Source organism: Sporosarcina sp. FA9, from assembly GCF_051550205.1.
Lineage (GTDB): Bacteria > Bacillota > Bacilli > Bacillales_A > Planococcaceae > Sporosarcina.
In genome coordinates this window covers 2,848,448-2,868,524 of sequence record NZ_CP188819.1, presented here as the reverse complement: position 1 = coordinate 2,868,524, position 20,077 = coordinate 2,848,448, and the positions used below count along the sequence as shown (strand labels likewise).

The 20,077-nt window shown below is 36.4% G+C and carries 18 protein-coding genes and 2 pseudogenes; all 20 read left to right on the top strand.

Going from position 1 to position 20,077, the window contains the following annotated elements; all coding sequences use genetic code 11:
* Positions 1-102: 102 nt before the first annotated feature.
* Positions 103-681, top strand: coding sequence for a LemA family protein (locus tag ACP8HH_RS14555; RefSeq protein ID WP_438312493.1), 579 nt, complete (start codon positions 103-105; stop codon positions 679-681).
* Positions 681-1,478, top strand: a complete 798-nt coding sequence (locus ACP8HH_RS14550) for a TPM domain-containing protein (protein WP_438312491.1) — start codon at positions 681-683, stop codon at positions 1,476-1,478. The genes ACP8HH_RS14555 and ACP8HH_RS14550 overlap by 1 nt, the downstream gene beginning before the upstream one ends.
* Before the next feature lie 97 nt (positions 1,479-1,575).
* Positions 1,576-1,809, top strand: coding sequence for a glutaredoxin family protein (locus ACP8HH_RS14545; RefSeq protein WP_438312489.1), 234 nt, complete (start codon positions 1,576-1,578; stop codon positions 1,807-1,809).
* A gap of 106 nt (positions 1,810-1,915) precedes the next feature.
* Positions 1,916-2,932, top strand: a complete 1,017-nt coding sequence (locus ACP8HH_RS14540; protein WP_438312486.1) for a sugar-binding transcriptional regulator — start codon at positions 1,916-1,918, stop codon at positions 2,930-2,932.
* A 29-nt stretch (positions 2,933-2,961) separates the two neighbouring features.
* Positions 2,962-3,972: a type I glyceraldehyde-3-phosphate dehydrogenase gene (gene gap, locus ACP8HH_RS14535; RefSeq protein ID WP_438312484.1), complete on the top strand. Its 1,011-nt coding sequence runs from the start codon at positions 2,962-2,964 to the stop codon at positions 3,970-3,972.
* 180 nt (positions 3,973-4,152) lie between these two features.
* Entirely contained in the window at positions 4,153-5,334 is a 1,182-nt protein-coding gene (locus ACP8HH_RS14530) for a phosphoglycerate kinase (RefSeq protein ID WP_438319197.1), read from the top strand.
* A 14-nt stretch (positions 5,335-5,348) separates the two neighbouring features.
* Positions 5,349-6,110, top strand: coding sequence for a triose-phosphate isomerase (tpiA, locus tag ACP8HH_RS14525; RefSeq protein ID WP_438312482.1), 762 nt, complete (start codon positions 5,349-5,351; stop codon positions 6,108-6,110).
* Positions 6,103-7,629, top strand: a complete 1,527-nt coding sequence (gene gpmI, locus ACP8HH_RS14520) for a 2,3-bisphosphoglycerate-independent phosphoglycerate mutase (RefSeq protein ID WP_438312480.1) — start codon at positions 6,103-6,105, stop codon at positions 7,627-7,629. Before tpiA ends, gpmI begins: the two co-directional genes overlap by 8 nt.
* Positions 7,630-7,645: 16 nt before the next feature.
* Entirely contained in the window at positions 7,646-8,944 is a 1,299-nt protein-coding gene (eno, locus tag ACP8HH_RS14515) for a phosphopyruvate hydratase (protein ID WP_438312477.1), read from the top strand.
* Positions 8,945-9,197: 253 nt separating this feature from the next.
* Entirely contained in the window at positions 9,198-9,950 is a 753-nt protein-coding gene (locus ACP8HH_RS14510) for a YveK family protein (RefSeq protein WP_438312475.1), read from the top strand.
* Positions 9,943-10,647 carry a CpsD/CapB family tyrosine-protein kinase gene (locus tag ACP8HH_RS14505; protein WP_438312473.1) on the top strand — a complete coding sequence of 235 codons (705 nt, stop codon included), beginning with the start codon at positions 9,943-9,945 and terminating at the stop codon, positions 10,645-10,647. Before ACP8HH_RS14510 ends, ACP8HH_RS14505 begins: the two co-directional genes overlap by 8 nt.
* A gap of 44 nt (positions 10,648-10,691) precedes the next feature.
* A complete protein-coding gene (locus ACP8HH_RS14500; protein ID WP_438312472.1) occupies positions 10,692-11,492 on the top strand; it encodes a tyrosine-protein phosphatase in 801 nt (266 codons plus the stop codon).
* A gap of 91 nt (positions 11,493-11,583) precedes the next feature.
* Positions 11,584-13,410, top strand: a complete 1,827-nt coding sequence (locus ACP8HH_RS14495) for a polysaccharide biosynthesis protein (RefSeq protein WP_438312470.1) — start codon at positions 11,584-11,586, stop codon at positions 13,408-13,410.
* A gap of 234 nt (positions 13,411-13,644) precedes the next feature.
* Positions 13,645-14,667 carry a polysaccharide biosynthesis protein gene (locus ACP8HH_RS14490; protein ID WP_438312468.1) on the top strand — a complete coding sequence of 341 codons (1,023 nt, stop codon included), beginning with the start codon at positions 13,645-13,647 and terminating at the stop codon, positions 14,665-14,667.
* Positions 14,668-14,680: 13 nt separating this feature from the next.
* Positions 14,681-15,793: a polysaccharide biosynthesis C-terminal domain-containing protein gene (locus ACP8HH_RS14485; RefSeq protein ID WP_438312466.1), complete on the top strand. Its 1,113-nt coding sequence runs from the start codon at positions 14,681-14,683 to the stop codon at positions 15,791-15,793.
* Positions 15,794-16,924, top strand: coding sequence for a non-hydrolyzing UDP-N-acetylglucosamine 2-epimerase (wecB, locus tag ACP8HH_RS14480; protein ID WP_438312465.1), 1,131 nt, complete (start codon positions 15,794-15,796; stop codon positions 16,922-16,924). It abuts the gene before it with no gap.
* Complete coding sequence (locus ACP8HH_RS14475; RefSeq protein WP_438312463.1) at positions 16,921-18,048, top strand: glycosyltransferase family 4 protein; 1,128 nt, start codon at positions 16,921-16,923, stop codon at positions 18,046-18,048. The genes wecB and ACP8HH_RS14475 overlap by 4 nt, the downstream gene beginning before the upstream one ends.
* Positions 18,049-18,134: 86 nt before the next feature.
* Positions 18,135-19,460, top strand: coding sequence for a hypothetical protein (locus ACP8HH_RS14470; RefSeq protein WP_438312460.1), 1,326 nt, complete (start codon positions 18,135-18,137; stop codon positions 19,458-19,460).
* Positions 19,461-19,475: 15 nt separating this feature from the next.
* A pseudogene (locus tag ACP8HH_RS14465) lies at positions 19,476-19,653 on the top strand (polysaccharide biosynthesis protein); the annotation flags it as partial.
* Between the two features lie 107 nt (positions 19,654-19,760).
* Positions 19,761-20,060, top strand: a pseudogene (locus tag ACP8HH_RS14460) (UDP-N-acetylglucosamine 2-epimerase); the annotation flags it as partial.
* Between the last annotated feature and the right edge of the window lie 17 nt (positions 20,061-20,077).

Below are 20,077 nucleotides of genomic sequence, written 5' to 3'. Positions count from 1 at the left end.
AACTTTTCTGGATGTTGGACAGTATAGTTTAATACACCCTAAAGTTTTATATAAGTAAAGTTTAGGGTAATGATTAATGAATCCGAATGAAGGAGTGGTGTAATGAAAAAGATACTTGGTCCGATACTAATGATTGTTGTACTGCTAGTTGTTTTGGCTTTGATTCTTATTCCAAGCTACAATAAATTTGTCACATTGGAAGAAAATATTAATGAATCTTATGCACAAGTTGAAAATCAGTTGCAAAGAAGATTAGACTTAATACCAAACTTAGTGGAAACAGTAAAGGGATTTGCAAGTCATGAGAAAGAAGTTATTTCAGATATTTCGAATGCAAGGGCAAAACTTGCAGGTGCTCAAGGTCCTGACGAGCAATCAGCGGCAAATGGAGAGTTGGAAAGTGCCTTAGGACGTCTTCTTGTCGTTGTTGAGAACTATCCAGATTTAAAAGCGAATGAAAACTTTATACAATTAATGGATTCACTTGAAGGCACTGAAAATCGAATTGGTGTTGCTAGACAGGATTATAATACTGATGTTGGGAAATACAACAAACAAGTAAAACGTTTTCCGGGCAAGTTAACGGCTTCTATATTTGGATTTGAAGAGAAAGAATATTTTCAAGCGGATGCAGCTGCGAATGAAACACCAAAAGTTGATTTTGGAAATGACAAAGATTAATGCGTTATTTTGTTAATAGCTTACTCATAACATCAATCGTAGTGCTTACTTTTTTTACATCGGTGACGTTTGCAGCTGAGGTCCCGAAACCAAAAGGAAGCAGCATTTTTATACAAGACTTTGCGAATGTATTATCGGAAGAACAAGTAAAAGAGCTTACCAACTATGCAATTCAGTTGGAAGATGCGACAACTGCGCAACTTGCTGTACTCATCATGCCAAACATAGGCGATGAAGCTGTCGAAGAGTTCTCAGTGAAGGCGTATCGTGAATATGGACTAGGCACGAAAGAAGATAATAATGGTGCTCTTCTTGTTGTAACAACAGAACAAAACTCAAATAAAGATCGTCATTTTTACTTACAAGTCGGTTATGGCCTTGAAGGTGCTCTTCCAGATGGAAAAGTGGGAAGAATCATTGATACGGTGGCATATCCTTATTTGGAAAATGAACAACCCGATTTAGCGATCACGGAAGTATACAAAACGTTTTTCAATGAGATTGCCAAAGAATACGATTGGGACACTGCGGTTGCACCAGTTACTGTAGTCGATAGTGATGATGATTCCGGCTTTGGAATCCCTTTCCCAATTATAGTAATTATTATCATCTTCGTCATTATGAGTTTTGGTAAAGGTGGCAGAGGAGGAAGAGGTGGTGGTTCTGGCGGTCGTAGAAGCGGTGGTCCAATCGTTTTCCCAGGTAGTTTTGGTGGTGGCAGCCTAGGTGGCGGTGGTGGGTTCCGGGGAGGCGGTGGAGGTTCCACCGGAGGAGGCGGGGCAGGAAGAAGTTGGTGAACATAAAAGGACAGTATCACTCGAGTGGCATTTGGGGAATGCTGTCCCTTTTTCATTTATACTCGTAGTTAGAATGAATTGAGTGGGGGAAATGGATATGCATGTTGTTTTTTATACAAAGATTGGTTGCTCGTTATGCGATGATGCTGAAAGAATGATGGAATTAGTTCAGGAAGACTATCCGTTATCATGGACACGCGTGAACATATTGGAAGATGATGTGGCCCATGAAAAATATATGTTAATGATTCCCGTCATAGAAAAGGATCGGCATGTTTTATTATCAGGAAATATTGGGTATGTTGATATTATTGAATTGTTTGTAAAATGATGTTGAAACATGTACACTATAAGTAAGATATTTCTTTGTTTTTGGTGGGACGTTTTGAGAATAAGTGGGCCATTAATTGCCCATCTGTAAGTGAGGAGTTGATAATTTGGAAGAAATATTTGATGCCCAAAGTAAACTAGTTCCTGAAATGGTTGAGTTAATGAAGGAAAGATACCGCTTGTTAAAACTGGTCAAAACAGCGGGCCCAGTCGGTAGAAGAACTCTCGGAGAATTATCCAAAATGACCGAACGTGAAATCCGAACAATGCTCGATCAGCTTAGAGAACAAAATTTAATAAACGTATCCAAAATGGGCGCATCGATTACCAATGAAGGAATAAAAGTTCTACATGCACTTGAAACAACTATAGATAATCTGTCCAAACTGTCTTTACTTGCCAAGAAACTAGAGGAACTTCTTGGAATTCAATCTGTAAAAGTTGTTGGAGACACGACTGAGAATAGTTCGCTTGGCATCGAGGCGGCTAAGCAATTTATGGATGAAATTGGTGATGGAAAAACAGTTGCGGTTACGGGTGGTACGTCTATCGCCTTAATACCTAAATATATTAAGAGTTCTATGATTCAAAATGATTTGCTTTTCATAGCGGCACGTGGAGGAGTAGGAGAAGATATTGGTTTACAGGCAAATGTGATTGCGGCTTCCTTTGCAGAGGCTTGCGGCAGTTCATATAAAGCCTTCTATTATCCCGAAGCGTTAAGCGAAGAAGCCCATAAAGTATTCCGAAAGGATCCCGCCATTTTGAAAATGATTAATCTATATGATAATACCGATTGCGTATTGCACGGAATAGGTGATGCACAGACTATGGCCAAACTTCGTAGCTCTTCAATAGAAGAACAACATCTTTTACTGGAAAAGGGAGCGAAAGGGGAATCGTTTGGTTATTATTTTGATCGTAGTGGTAAAAAAGTTCACCACATACGAACGGTTGGAATTCAAACTGAGCAATTACAAAAGGTTCCATTAATTATTGCTGTAGCTGGAGGAGAACAGAAGGCGGAAGCAATACTATCCTATATGGCAAGTGCTCCTAAACAAACGATCCTTGTTACAGATGAAAGTGCAGCAAATGAAATGATACGCCTTTTAGCAGAGTAAGTTAAATAACGAGTAGTGGAGGAATAATAATGACGATAAAAGTTGCGATTAATGGATTTGGACGTATTGGTAGAGTCGTATTAAGGGAAGCAATAAAATCAGGGGAGATTGAGGTAGTTGCAATAAACGATTTATCGGATGCTGCAATGCTTGCACATCTACTTAAATACGATACAGTTCATGGTGTTTTTGATGCTGAAATCGATGTAGATGAAAATAATATATTTGTTAATGGTAAAAAGATTCAAGTATTTAGTGAGAAGGATCCCGCTTCCTTGCCTTGGGGAGAACTTGGCATAGACTTTGTGATAGAGGCAACAGGTATTTTCCGCACAAAAGAAACGTTACAAAAGCATATTGATGCAGGAGCAAAGAAAGTGATTTTATCCGCACCTGCACAAGGAAATTTAACAACGCTTGTTATGGGAGTGAATCATGAAATTTATGATCCGGAATTGGACGATATCGTTTCAAATGCTTCTTGCACAACGAACTGCTTGGCTCCTGTTGTGAAAGTTTTAAATGACAAATTCGGAGTGAAACGCGGTTTAATGACTACGATTCACTCATATACAAATGACCAAAGACTGTTAGATTTACCACATTCGGATTATAGACGTGCACGTGCAGCTGCCGAATCCATGATTCCTACGACGACAGGTGCAGCTGCTTCAGTAGCGAAAGTAATACCTGAAATGAAAGGTAGACTTGACGGAATGGCTGTCCGTGTTCCAACTCCCAATGTGTCACTTGTAGATTTCGTTGCGGAGCTTGATAAAACCGTTACAGTTGAAGAGGTAAATAAAGCCTTTAAAGATTCATCTGAAAATGAATTAAAAGGGATAATGGTTTATAGTGATCTTCCTTTAGTATCTAGTGATTACAATGGAAATCCTTCTTCATCAACAATAGATGGCTTGTCTACTATGGTTCTTGAAGGGAATATGGTGAAAGTAATTGCATGGTACGATAACGAAACTGCTTATTCAGTACGTTGTATTGATTTGGCGATTTATATGTATACGAAAGGTTTGTCTTAATAACTTTCACTGTATTAAGAAAAAGCCCTGAAATTTGGACACAATTACGTGAAGGAGTAATTGAAAAGCAGTAAAACATAGCCATATAGCCCAAGAAACATTATAATGTAAATGGGTATGGGGAACGGGAATATACCGTTCCTCATTTTTAATTTAATGTGGAGGTGGGCATTTTTCATGATGTCTAAAAAGACAATGAAAGATATGCAGCTTGAAGGAAAACGCGTTTTTTGCCGAGTAGATTTTAATGTACCGACAGAAGATGGAATCATAACGGACGATACTAGAATCCGGGCAGCGATACCAACTATCAAATACTTAATAGAACATGGTGCAAAAGTTATCCTTGCAAGTCACCTTGGTCGTCCAAAAGGTGAAGTAAATGAGAAATTACGACTTACCGGAGCAGGCGAAAAGCTTGTGGAATTACTAGGGAAATCCATTGTAAAACTAGATTCATCTATTGGCGAAGAGGTAGAGAATGCCATTTCTGCTATGCAAAACGGAGATATAGTTCTCCTTGAAAATGTTCGTTTCCATCCCGGTGAGGAACAAAATGATCCAGAATTGGCGAAGAAATTTGCGGACTTGGCAGATGTATTTGTCAACGATGCTTTTGGTGTTGCACATCGCGCACATGCTTCAACAGCCGGTATTGCAGAAAATATTCCAGCAGCGTCTGGTTTTTTATTGGAAAAAGAAATAGAAGTGTTGGGAAATGCACGTACAAATCCAGAACGCCCATTCACGGCAATTATCGGCGGAGCAAAAGTGAAAGATAAAATAGGTGTAATCGATCAATTACTAGATAAAGTAGATAATTTACTAATTGGTGGCGGCCTTTCATATACTTTTTCAAAAGCTCAAGGGTACGAAATCGGCAATTCACTTGTAGAAGAAGATAAAGTTGAACTGGCTAAGTACTTTATTAAAAAGGCTGATGAAAAAGGTGTAAAACTCTTCTTACCAGTCGACGCTGTAATTGCGAAAGAATTTTCAGCAGATACATTAACGAAAGAAGTTTCAATCGATTCCATTCCAGAAGGATGGATGGGACTGGATATAGGTCCTAAAACGATAGAATTGTATTCTGAAATTATTAATAAATCCAAGCTGATTATTTGGAACGGACCTATGGGTGTGTTTGAAATGAAACCATTCGAAAATGGGACGAAACGGATTACAGAAGCTATGGCTAAAACAAATGCATATACCGTAATTGGTGGTGGAGATTCGGCCGCTGCAGTTAAGAAATTCGGTGTTGGAGATAAAATGGATCATATTTCTACAGGTGGCGGTGCTTCTCTTGAATTCATGGAGGGCAAAGAGTTACCAGGTGTTACAGCACTAGACGATAAGTAAATGGAGGGGTTTTTTTGCGGAAACGTATCATTGCCGGGAATTGGAAAATGTATAAAACAATCGAAGAAGCTAAGAGTTTTGCTCTAGAAGTAAAAGGAGAAATTATTGAATCGGAAATTGTAGAAGCAGTCATTTGTCCACCTGCCCCGTATCTGTACGAACTTGCAGAAATTACAAAAGGATCGCCAATCCAAATTGGTGCACAGACGATGCATGATGAAATAGAAGGGGCATTTACAGGTGAAATCAGTCCTACTATGCTTAGTAATCTTGGTGTCCGATATGTCATTATCGGTCATTCAGAACGTCGTATGTATTTTAACGAAACAGATCAGTCGGTAAATAAAAAAGTTAAGGCGGCGTTTGAATCGAACCTAACGCCAATTGTTTGCGTTGGTGAAACTTTAGAGGAACGCGAAAGCAATAAAACAGTTGAAAAAGTTTCCAATCAAGTAAAGAACGCTTTTCTAAATTGTACAGGTGAAACAATCGCAAAAGCGGTAATTGCTTACGAACCTATTTGGGCAATCGGAACAGGAAAGACAGCTACAGCAGATGATGCCAATGAGGTTTGTCACGCAATCCGAAATACGATTGAGGAATTGTATGGTACGGATGTAGCAAATAAAGTTCGAATTCAATATGGTGGTAGTGTTAAACCTGAAAATATAGAGGAACTTCTAACGAAGGAGCATATTGACGGGGCACTTGTAGGTGGGGCAAGCTTAGATTCTAATTCATTTTTAAAATTAATTAAGGCTGCTTCATATGAGTAATGGTCCGGTAGCTTTAATCATTCTGGACGGTTTTGGACTGCGCGGAGAAAATATTGGTAATGCTGTTGCACAAGCAAAGAAACCAAATTTTGATTTGCTTTGGGAAAACTTCCCTCACACGACATTAACTGCTTCAGGTGAGGCAGTTGGTCTCCCCGAAGGACAGATGGGGAATTCAGAGGTAGGACATTTAAATATAGGTGCTGGACGAATTGTCTATCAAAATCTCACTCGTATTAACAAATCGATTCGAGAAGCTGATTTTTTCCGAAATACAGCCCTTCTTAAAGCGATTGCGCATGTGAAAGAAAATGATTCTGCTTTACATTTAATAGGCCTTCTCTCAGATGGAGGGGTACATAGCCATGATGAACATTTATTTGCACTTTTGAAACTAGCAAAATTAAATGATGTAGACCAAGTTTTTGTCCATGTGTTTTTAGACGGACGGGATGTTGCCCAACAATCTGCTCTTGATTATCTTCAACAAACCGAAACCATGATGCAAGGAATCGGCGTTGGAAAAATTGCTTCTGTATCCGGTCGGTACTACGCAATGGATCGTGACAAACGATGGGATCGCGTAGAGAAAGCATATAATGCAATCGTTTATGGAATTGCACATACAGCGGTAACTCCTACAGCAGGTGTGCTTCGTTCGTATGAACAAGACGTCAATGATGAATTTGTCATGCCGTTTATTATAGAAGAACTTGGTCAGCCAGTCGCAACAGTTGAAGATTCGGATGCAGTTGTGTTTTTTAACTTCCGTCCAGACCGTTCAATTCAGCTATCTCGGGCATTCACTGACAAAGCATTTAACGGATTCGAAAAGGAAGCTAAGAAATTCACGAATTTGGAATTTGTAACTTTTACCCATTATAGCGATGAAGTTGTGGCAGATATTGCTTTTAGTAATGAAAACCTTGAGGACACGCTAGGTGAAGTAATTTCAAATAATGGCCTGAGGCAACTACGAATTGCAGAAACAGAAAAATATCCACATGTCACTTTTTTCATGAGTGGCGGAAGAGAAGAAAAGTTTGTTGGTGAAGAGCGAATACTCATTGCTTCACCTAAAGTTGCAACTTATGATTTGAAGCCGGAAATGAGTGCGTATGAAGTAACAAATGCATTAATAAATGCAATTGATAATGATTTATTTGACGCAATCATACTTAATTTTGCGAATCCTGATATGGTTGGACATAGTGGACTTCTTGAACCAACTATAAAGGCGATTGAAACTGTTGATGAATGTCTAGGAAGAATTATCGATGCACTCCATGCAAAAGGCGGTTCTGCAATTGTTACCGCAGATCATGGAAATGCAGATGAAGTAATTACTATAGAAGGTACACCAATGACTGCCCATACTACGAACCCTGTTCCGGTAATTGTTACGCATCCAGAACTAGTTTTGCGTGAAGGCGGAATACTGGCAGACCTTGCTCCAACAATGCTAAAATTACTTGATTTAAAACAACCAGACAAGATGACAGGTACACCATTATTTTAAGTTAGGGGAGAAAAATATGCCGATTATTACAAATATCCAAGCAAGAGAAGTTCTTGATTCACGTGGAAATCCGACAGTAGAAGTTGAAGTATTTACACTAAGCGGTGCTTTTGGGCGAGCAATCGTTCCTTCTGGTGCATCAACAGGTGAATATGAAGCCGTTGAATTACGCGATGGCGATAAAAAGCGTTACAACGGAAAAGGTGTTTTAAAAGCCGTTAGTCATGTAAATGAAAACATTGCAGAAGAATTACTTGAAGAGGGCTATTCCGTTCTTGACCAAGTAGTTATTGATAAAGTATTAATTGAACTTGATGGTACCCCGAACAAAGGTAAACTAGGCGCAAATGCAATACTAGGCGTATCAATGGCCGTTGCACATGCAGCTGCAGATTACCTAGACGTTCCATTGTATCAATATTTAGGTGGAGTAAACGCGAAGCAATTACCGGTTCCAATGTTGAACATCTTAAATGGTGGCGAGCATGCAGATAATAACGTGGACATTCAAGAATTTATGATTATGCCCGTTGGCGCTGAATCATTTAGACATGGTCTTCGTATGGGAGCAGAAATCTTCCATAGTTTGCGTACCGTGTTGCAAAGTAAAGGCATGAATACCTCTGTCGGCGATGAAGGCGGATTCGCTCCCAACTTGGCTTCAAGCGAAGAGGCATTGGACACTATTCTGGAAGCAATTGAAAAAGCGGGCTACAAACCAGGCGAAGAAATTCTTCTTGCAATGGACGTTGCAGCCTCTGAGTTTTACGATGCGGAGGAAAAAACGTACAATCTAGCTGGTGAAGGCGTGAAAAGAACCTCTGCTGAAATGGTTGATTGGTATGAAAAGCTTTGCGACAAATATCCAATCATTTCAATTGAAGATGGACTAGATGAAAATGACTGGGCCGGACATAAACTATTAACTGAGCGCTTAGGGGATAGAGTTCAACTCGTTGGCGATGATCTCTTTGTTACAAACACAGAGAAATTAGCACGTGGAATTAAAGAAGGCATAGGCAACTCGATTCTCATTAAAGTAAATCAAATTGGTACACTAACAGAAACATTTGATGCAATCGAAATGGCGAAACGTGCCGGCTTTACAGCAATCATTTCCCACCGTTCTGGTGAATCAGAAGATACAACGATTGCCGATATCGCTGTTGCAACAAACGCAGGACAAATTAAAACAGGTGCACCGTCTCGTTCAGACCGTGTTGCAAAATACAACCAGTTGCTTCGAATCGAAGACCAACTCGATAATACGGCCGAATATTACGGATTGAAAACATTTTATAATTTGAAGAAGTAACACTTGAAAGCCCACATATGCGGGCTTTTTTTTATGGAGAAAAATACAGTAATTAGATATCAAGCTTTGAAGTTTGGACTAAATAATTTATAACCTGCATAAGATGCATAGAGAAAACAAGAACTGGGACAACTTATATTTATGAATAATTAAGTAGAGTACAAGTTGGAATAAAGAAACTCATAATCCAATAGCTATCTAAGTATATTATGAGAAAGATTGGTTAATAATAGTAATTCCGTATAAGAAGGGGATGTGGTTGCATTTGGAAGATACTATCAGCTTGCAAGAACTATTTAAAACGATTCGTAAAAGGCTTTTACTTATTATTTGCATCGTTTTATTCGCAGTAGGAGCCGCGGCAATTGTTAGCTACAACTATTTAACACCGGTTTACGAATCTTCCACACAAATTCTTATTAATCAACCAAAAGAGGGAACAAGTTCAGGAACTGCACCTGATATTCAAACGAATTTACAACTCATTAATACGTATAATGTCATTATTAAAAGTCACGCAATTTTATCCAAAGTGATTGAGAAAATGGAATTGAACACGACTCCCGCTGATTTACATTCAAAAGTGTCTGTAAATAGCGCTCAAAATTCTCAAGTTATTAATGTTAGTGTACAAGATATAGATTTAGAAAGATCAGTCCAAACTGCAAATACGATTGCAGAGGTATTTCAAGAAGAAATTAAAGTATTGATGAACATGGATAATGTAAATGTTTTATCACCAGCTATTTACACTGAAAATCAATCTCCAATTAAACCAAATCCTATACTGAATATGGCGATTGCCGCTGTAATGGGAGTGATGATTGGAACTGGAATAGCGTTCTTGCTCGAATACTTAGATACAACGATAAAGACAGAGCAAGATATTGAAGAAATTCTTGAATTACCAATCCTTGGATTTGTAAGTCCTATTTCCGCTGTGAAAATGAAACGAATGAAAAAAAGTAGTAACGAAAAAGGAAAGGGGCGATTAATGAATGTTTAAAAAGAAAAAACTGTTATTACAAATTGCCCCTAGAAATCTCGTTACCAGGGATAATACACACTCAATTGCATCGGAACAATATCGGACGATACGAACGAATATAAACTTTTCAATGCCAGATGACGAATTGAAAACTATTTTAATTACTTCAGCTGTTTCAGGAGAAGGTAAGTCTACTTCAGCTGCAAATATTGCTGTTGTATTCGCCCAAGAAGGAAAAAAGGTGCTGTTGGTGGATGGTGATATGAGAAGACCTACAATGCATTATACATTCCGTACAACAAACAGCATGGGATTATCAAACTTGCTCACAAGGCAGTGGAATACCGACGATGTCGTAGATAAAACAGGGGTTGAAGGACTAGATTTAATAACTTGTGGGCAAATCCCTCCAAATCCTGCTGAGTTACTAGGGTCAAAGTCAATGGATCTGTTAATTAAAGAATTCAAACTAAAATATGACATCATCATTTTTGATGCACCTCCAGTTCTTTCTGTAGCTGATGCACAAATTTTATCAAATAAATGTGACGGCACAATTCTCGTTATAAATTCAGGAGTGACAGATAAAGAAAGTGCTAAAAAAGCAAGGGATGTGTTACAAACTTCTAACGCAAATATTATTGGTGCTGTATTAAATAATTTCAAGCTCGAAAAAAATCATTATTACTCTCAAAGTTATTTTACAACATCGTAAGTGGAATGAAATCATAAAACAAGTTCTCAGGAAGGAGATACTAAGTGGTTGATATACACAGTCATCTCTTATTCGGTATAGATGACGGAGCCAAATCTATTGAAGAGACACTTCAAATCCTTGAACAAGCTGAAAAACAAGGAATAAAAGATATTATTGCAACACCACATGCATTTGGACCTCACTATCATGTGACAAAAGAAATTGTCTTGAAAAAGATTGAGGATCTAACAAAGATTCTGCAAAATGAAGGTTTAAAGATAGCTGTCCATTCGGGGCAGGAAATACGACTTCATGAGCAAATCATACAAAACTTGAAAACTGGAGATGCTATGACACTTGCGAACTCCCGATACGTTCTTCTTGAGCTTCCCTCATATTCAGTACCTGCTTATACGACAAAGATTATCCAGTTGATGATTGCAGATGGGAAAATACCAATCATTGCACATCCCGAGCGTAATCGCGGAATTGCGGAAAATCCGGAACGTCTTGAACGACTTATTCGGCATGGTGCAGTTGCACAAGTAACAGCCGGCAGTTTATCGGGTCATTTTGGGAAGATTATAAAGAAATGTGCACTTAAACTAGTAGAGGCAAACCTTATCCATTCTTATGGTTCCGATGTCCACAATTTACGGACAAGACCCTTTCTTTATAACGAAGGCTTAGATTACCTTGAAAAAAAGAGGCTTACCAACATAATTGATATTCTACTGGAAAACAACAAAAGTATTATTAAAGATGAGCCACTCATAATCCTTGATCCTCAAACACCTTTTAATAAAAAATGGTGGAGTCCAGCAAAAAAGCCAGTTAATACTTCAACTATTTTTAAATATTAAAAATATCATTTTGGGATAGAAACATTTTTGATACTGGGCAATTACTAGTTAAACACTTAAATACATTTATCAAAAGGAGTAGATGCCCGTTATGTCGATGAAAAAAAGAATGAGTCTTCTAATAATAGTTGACTCCATAATTGTTTTATCAGCGATATATATTGGCTATTTTATTTTATATCCATACACCAATATATTTACTAACAAAATGCTATTAGTTAGCACTGTCACAATACAGATGGCTCATCACTTTTTTGCTTGGAAGTATGGTTTATACATGAAAGCATGGTCATATGCATCTATTGGTGAACTAAAATTGATATTCAAAGCGGTAACTTATTCCATTATTGTTGTCTTAATTGTTCAGTTCTTGATTACCTTTGATATTTACTTAAGAGTACTTACACTCACATGGATGCTTCATATACTTCTAATCGGGGGCTCCAGATTAACTTGGAGGTTATTTAGCGACAGAATCAATATAAATGTAACCGCATCAACACGAACAATGGTTGTAGGAGCTGGTTCGGCCGGTAGAATGATTGTACGTGAGGTTCTCCAAGATCCTGAATCGGGAATGAAGCCAATACTCTTTGTGGATGATGATTTAACGAAAAATGGTCTACAGATTCATGGAATAAAAGTTATTCGAGGAACTAAGTTTATTCCGAAACTTGTAATTGAGCACAATATAGATACGATTGTCATTGCTATTACTTCATTATCAAAAGTAGAAATGGCAAATCTATCGCAGTTATGTATTGGAACTGGAGTTAAAACGCAGGTTATTCCATGTATTGAAGACTTAATGACAGGTAAAGTTTCGGTTAACGATATGCGAGGCGTCAAGATAGAAGACCTTTTGGGAAGAGAAGAAGTGGAGCTGGATATGAAATCGATTGCGAACAAACTGACTGGAAAAGTAATACTTGTCACAGGTGCAGGAGGTTCAATAGGGTCGGAGATTTGCCGCCAAGTAATTGAATTTCGTCCGAAAGAACTTATTCTATTAGGTCATGGTGAAAACTCGATTTATAACATTAATTTAGAATTAAGGAAGTACACCCAACTTTCAACAAAAATCATTCCAATCGTTGCAGATGTTAAGGATAGAAATCGGATACTGGACATCATAAGTGAATATATGCCTGATGTCATCTATCATGCTGCTGCACATAAACATGTCCCATTAATGGAAGAGAATCCAATGGAAGCAGTTAAAAACAATATATTTGGAACTAAAAATGTTGCAGAGGCAGCGGATACTTTCGGTGTACCTTACTTTGTATTGATTTCAACTGACAAAGCAGTAAATCCACCAAATATAATGGGTGCCACGAAACGGTTTGCTGAGATGATTGTTCAAAATCTAGCAATAGATAGCAATACAAAATATGCAGCCGTGAGGTTTGGTAATGTACTTGGTTCACGAGGTAGCGTAATTCCACTATTTACTAGTCAGATTAAACAGGGAGGCCCTATCACTGTAACGGATCCAAAAATGACAAGATACTTCATGACAATTCCTGAGGCATCAAAACTTGTCATTCAAGCGGGGGTACTTGCCACTAAGGGAGAGGTATTTGTACTGGATATGGGAGATCCTGTTCGTATTATAGATTTGGCAAAAAATCTAATCAAGCTCTCAGGCTATGACGAAGATGATATTGAAATTGAGTTTTCTGGGATTCGACCTGGAGAGAAACTTTTTGAAGAGTTATTGAATCAGGACGAAATACAAAACGATTACATTTTCCCTAAAATATATATCGGTAGAGCAACACCAATTGGTAAGAAAGAGATGAACCTAATTCTTGAGGAACTCTTGAATATGACTGATGAGGAAGTGAAGGAAGTCTTAATAGGCGTGGCAAACAGGAAGTTTTCAGGGGAAATGATTAAAGAGACAATTGCTTAGTGGAATTACTAGTTTCAACTTATATAGATACTATAGAAAAGTGAATATTTTGCTCGAATATATAAATTTATTATAGTGTAGCAAAAGTTCATAAGAAAGAATCTAAATTCCGCTAAGATCATCATTTACATGTAAACTCTTTCTACTTAGAAGCGACAGATTTCCTGAATAGACTTGAAAAATTAATATAAGATAACTTTTAAAACAAAGTTTATTTTGAAAGGGATTGAGAATATGTTTACTGATAAAACATTATTAATCACTGGAGGAACAGGGTCTTTTGGTAATGCTGTAATGGAGCGGTTTTTACACACCGGTATTAAAGAGATTCGTATATTTTCCCGTGATGAAAAAAAACAAGACGATATGAGAAAAATATATAATAATGATAAGTTAAAGTTTTACCTTGGTGATGTTCGTGATGTAGCAAGTCTAAAATACTCTATGAACGACGTGGATTATGTATTTCATGCAGCGGCACTTAAACAAGTTCCTGCATGCGAATTTTATCCCATGGAAGCTGTTAAAACAAATGTGTTAGGAACAGAAAATGTCCTTAATGTTTCAATACAAAATGCTGTAAAAAAAGTCATTTGTCTATCAACAGATAAAGCTGCATACCCAATTAATGCAATGGGAATATCAAAAGCACTTATGGAGAAAGTATTGGTAGCTAAATCTAAAACCGTTTCACCTGAAAAAACACTTATCTGCGGAACTAGATATGGAAATGTCATGGCATCTAGAGGATCTGTAATTCCGCTCTTTGTAGAGCAAATAAAATCCAATAAACCACTAACAATTACAAATACAAAAATGACACGGTTTTTAATGAATTTGAATGAGGCTGTTGAATTGGTTGTTTTTGCATTTAATAATGCAAGTGCTGGAGATATTATGGTTCAGAAATCGCCCGCCTCAACAATTGCGGATCTAGCTCAAGCGTTAATAGAATTATTCGAATCAAATAGTGAGATTCAAATAATTGGAACAAGACATGGTGAAAAGCTATATGAAACTCTACTAACTAAAGAGGAATATTTAGTTTCTGATGATATGTTTGGATATTACCGTGTACCTGCCGATAACCGTGATTTGAATTATGAAAAGTATTTCGACCAGGGCATTAAGGTAGCTTCCACAGAAGAATATAACTCTCATAACACTAGAAGATTATCGATACCCGAAATCAAAGAAATGCTATTAGAGATACCATACATTCAACATGAATTAAGTAATATGTACAAAATGATTTAAGGAGTGGATCATATTGAATATTCTTGTAACGGGTTCTAAGGGTTTTATTGGAAAAAACTTGATAGCTGAATTGAAAAACAAGGGATACAGTAGTGTATTTACTTACAACAGAGAAAACTCATTGAGTGAACTTGATTACTATACAAAAGAGTGTGATTTTGTATTTCACTTGGCTGGAATAAATAGACCTGAAGATGTAGAGGAATATGTTAATGGCAACATTGATTTTACAAAAACGTTGCTTTCATACCTAGAGAAAAACAATAATAAATCCCCAGTATTATTTAGTTCATCTACTCAGGCATTGGAAGAAAATCCTTATGGTAATAGTAAAAAAGCTGCAGAGGATCTTGTGTTTTCCTATGCTATGGAAAACAAATCTAAAGTAATGGTTTACCGATTGACTAATGTTTTTGGGAAATGGGGTAAACCAAATTATAACAGTGTAGTATCCACTTTCTGCTTCAACATTGCACGTGATAAAAACATTCAAATTCATGATAGGAAGTCAAAACTAACACTTAACTATATTGATGATGTAATTAAGGAGTTTCTTGGAGCTTTAGTTGGCAGCGAAACAAGAATTGAATCGTTTTGCGTAGTTCCAATTTCATATGTAACAACTCTTGGTGAATTGTCAAAGAAACTTTCTACATTTAAAAATAATCGAAAATCATTAGTTATGCCTTCTTTAGAACATGATTTTGATAAAGCGCTGTATGCGACTTACTTATCCTATTTAGACCAAGAAGATTTTTCATATAAATTAGCGAAAAATGTTGATAACCGTGGATGGCTAACTGAATTTATGAAATCGGACAGCTCTGGCCAAATATTTATATCTAAGACAAAACCAGGAATAACTAGAGGTAATCATTGGCATCACACGAAAGTGGAGAAGTTTCTTGTGATTCAGGGAAAAGCAGCAATCCGATTCAGGAAAATTGACGGAAACGAGATTGTTGAGTATTTAGTGGATGGTGAAAATCCGGAAGTATTAGATATTCCTGCAGGTTATACACATTCAATTGAAAATATAGATGAATCAGAACTAATTACACTGTTTTGGGCATCTGAGATCTTCGACTTGAATAAACCAGACACATATTTTTTGGAGGTTCAATAAATGTCGAAGTTAAAACTTATGACGATTGTAGGGACACGCCCCGAAATTATTCGATTATCCGAAACGATTAAAGCATGCGATCGTTATTTTGACCATCTACTTGTTCATACAGGTCAAAATTGGGACTATACACTAAATCAGGTTTTTTTTGAGGAATTTGGTTTAAGAGAACCGGACTATTATTTAGAAGCTGTTGGAATAAGCTTGGGTGATACGATGGGCAACATTATTGCAAAGTCCTATGAAATATTAGCGAAAGAAATGCCTGATGCGGTTCTAATTTTAGGTGATACAAATAGTTGCCTATCTGCAATATCTGCAAAAAGATTGAAAATACCAATCTTTCATATGGAGGCAGGCAATCGCTGTTTCGATCAAAATGTACCTGAGGAAATTAATCGAAAAATTGTAGATCATATTGCAGACATTAACCTCCCATATACGGAGCATAGTCGGAGATATTTACTTTCCGAAGGATTTAGGAAAGAGCATATATTTGTGACGGGATCACCAATGACTGAAGTATTACACAAAAACATGGTTAGCATTAAGGAAAGTAATGTGTTGTCTGAATTGGGGCTTGAGAAAGAAAAGTATATCTTAATATCGGCTCATAGAGAAGAAAATATTGACAATGAAGAAAACTTCAATACTCTTATGAATGCGATCAATCAAATTGCGGAAAGATATGAAATGCCGATTATCTACTCAACACATCCAAGAAGTTGGAAAAAGATTGAGGAAAGAGGAATTAAATTCCACCCAAATGTTAGGCAAGTGAAACCATTTGGTTTTTTCGATTATAACCATTTACAAATGAATGCTTTTGTTGTTCTATCCGACAGTGGAACGCTTTCAGAAGAATCGGCAATTTTGAACTTTCCAGGGGTATTAATTCGAACTTCTACAGAACGGCCAGAAGTGCTGGATAAAGGAACAATAGTGATTGGCGGGATTACAGAAAAAGAAATTGTGCAGGCAGTCAAATTGACTAGGGATATGTGGAACAGCGAAGAGGAAGTACAGATTGCAAATGATTATAAGGATACAAATGTGTCGATGAAGGTGGTTAAGGTTATTCAGAGCTATGCAAAAGTAGTGGATAAAATTGTGTGGGGAAAGTCTAAATGAAAATACTATATGTATCCACATTGTCGAATACAATTAATGCCTTTATGATACCGCACATTAAGCTTTTATTAGAACAAGGCCATCATGTAGATATAGCTTGTAACATTGATAGAGATATAAGTCCTATTCTTACTGATAGGGGTTGTGAAATCTTTGATATAAAGTTCCAACGTTCGCCTAAGTCGAAACATAATTATGTAGCTTATAAGAAACTGAAAGGACTTATACAGGATAAACAATATGAAGTTATCCATACTCATACACCTGTTGCTTCAATATGTGTAAGGCTTGCTTGTAGAAATATGAATAATGTGCGCGTGATGTATACTGCTCATGGATTTCATTTTTTTAAAGGCGCACCACTTAAAAATTGGTTATTATATTACCCGATTGAATATTGGTTTTCAAGGTATACTGATGTGCTAATAACTATTAATAAAGAGGACTATTATAGGGCGAAGAGAGTATTTAAAGCAAAAAGTGTTGAATATATTCCCGGTGTCGGACTTGATACTAAAAAAATTAGACTAGTGAATGTTGATAAATGGATAAAACGTAGTGAATTAGATATTGAGGAAAGTTCCTTTGTAATACTTTCAGTAGGTGAACTAAATAAGAATAAAAATCATGAAACTATTATTAAGGCTGTAGCGAGATTAAATAACCCTAATATTGTTTATATAATATGTGGGCAAGGGCCATTGGAAAGCTACCTTAGAAATTTATCGAAAAAGTTAAGGGTAGATAAACAAGTATTACTGTTGGGATACCGAGAAGATATAGCTGATATTTGTAAAGCAGCAGATGTTTTTGCTTTCCCGTCAAGGCGCGAAGGTCTTGGCATGGCAGCGCTAGAGGCTATGGCTTCTGGTTTACCAATAATAACTTCAAATGTGCACGGTATTGTTGATTATTCAATTGATGGTAAAACTGGTTATTGCTGCAGGCCCTTGGACGTTATTGGATTCGCAAAAGCAATTGAAAAACTGAAAAATAACGAATCATTAAGAAATAAAATGGGGCGGAAAAATACTGACCTTGTAGAAAAGTTTAATCTTGATAGCTCACTTATTAATCTGCAGTATGCATATCAAATAGCTATAGATAATCCAAAAGGTAGTTAGTTATTAAGAGAACTAGTATGTCTCTGATGAATAGTTTTCATTGTACTTTAGGCAGTTATAAATGATTTATTGAAGGCGGAGTATATATGGATAGTAATAAAGATTTCCCGAAAGTGCTTATAATTTCGGACGCAACTTGGTCTAATTCTAATAATATAGGTAATACTTATACAAATTTATTTGGTGACTGGCCTCAAGATAAGATAGCTATGCTTTATACAAGAACAGACCTTCCTGAAAACTCAGTCTGTAGTAAATACTTTCAAATTGCCGAAAATAGACTGATCAAAAGTATTTTTAATAAAAATATAAAAACAGGCGTTGAACTGTCTACTAATTATTTGCAAGGTAACATATCCAGCGAAGTTAAAGAGGATCAAGAAACAGGCGAAAGAATTTATTCCTTTTTCAGAAAATTCAGATGGAACATTTTTTTGGATGCAAGAAATCTATTATGGAAAACAACAAATTGGAAAACTAAAGAATTAGATGGTTTCATAGATTCTTTTAACCCAGATGTAATTTTTTTATTAGCATGCTCACAAACATATATGAACGATATACAAAGGTATGTTATTAGTATAACCAAAAAGAAAACTGCAATTTATTTCGTTGATGATATATACTCCAAAAGGTGCTTTTCCTTGTCACCATTTTTCTGGATAAATAAATTGATATCAAGAAGAAGTATTGATAAAACGGTAAGATTATGTGATTTAGTTTATACGATTATACCTAAACAAAAAGAAGAATATGATAAATATCTAAATAGGGAATGTAAAGTATTAAATAAGGGAGGACGATTTAATTCATCTCTTCCAATATACAATATAAAAGATACTCCTTTAAAACTAGTGTTTACAGGAAATATAACTTCAGGCCGATGGGAAACATTAGCTAAAGTTGGATATATATTAGATAGGATAAACAAAAATGAGAATGTTGCTCTTATATATATATATTCTCAAAATCAATTAGAGTCAAAAGTCAAAAAAGCATTTAAGAGTAGTAGAAGTATTAAATTTATGGGTGGGATACAAGCTGATAAAGTTAGAAAGGTTCAAGATGAAGCTGATATTTTAGTTCATGTAGAATCTTTGAAACTTAAGGAAAAGTTGTTAACTAGATTATCTTTTTCAACAAAGCTTGTTGACTACTTTGAAAGGGGCCGTTGTATTTTTGCCGTCGGTTGGGGAGGTGCCGCTTCAATTGATTATTTAAAAAAAAACGATGCAGCAATTGTAGTAGATGATTTGAATGATTTGGAAGATAGGTTGAGGGGGCTTATTAAGGACCAAAATTTAATTCTATTTTACGGTCAAAAGGCCAAGAAATGCGGTGAAAAATATCATCGTATTGAGAAAATTAGAGAGGGTTTGCATTTTGATTTGGCTGAGTTATCAAAAAAGTAACTACTGTAAATTTAAATGGAAAGGTTCATAAATACTGATATAAAAGAAATTCGTATCTTCTTATGTGACAAGGAAAAGCAGGTTGACATAAGAAAACACTATGCATGTTGTAGATTTATTTTTCATGCAGCAGCACTAAAAACAAGTTTTAACATGTGAATTTTTCCCCTTTGAGGCTGTTAAAATAAATGTTTGATTCAGTGTTGACATACGAAACAGACCTGTAATCGTTATGTGTGAAATGAATGTTTCGACCCAGAGAAACCAGACACTTATTTAGTGGAGGTGGAGGTATAACTAATGAAGAAATTAAAAGTCATGACAGACGTGGGAACGAGACCAGTGATTATTAGATTGTCGGCTGTTATTAATAAATTAGAAGAATCAAATGCAATTGAACATACACTTGTTCACACTGGACAATATTTTGATTATGAATTGAACGAAGTCTTTAAGGATTTTAATTTAACAAAGCCGGACTATTTTCTTAATGCAGCTACAGTGACAGCGGTTGAAACAATTGGAAATATACCAGTTAAAATAGATCTTATTATGGAAGTAGGAAAACCGGCTGCATTTTTAGTTCTTGGAGATACCAATAGATTAGTTTGGAGTAA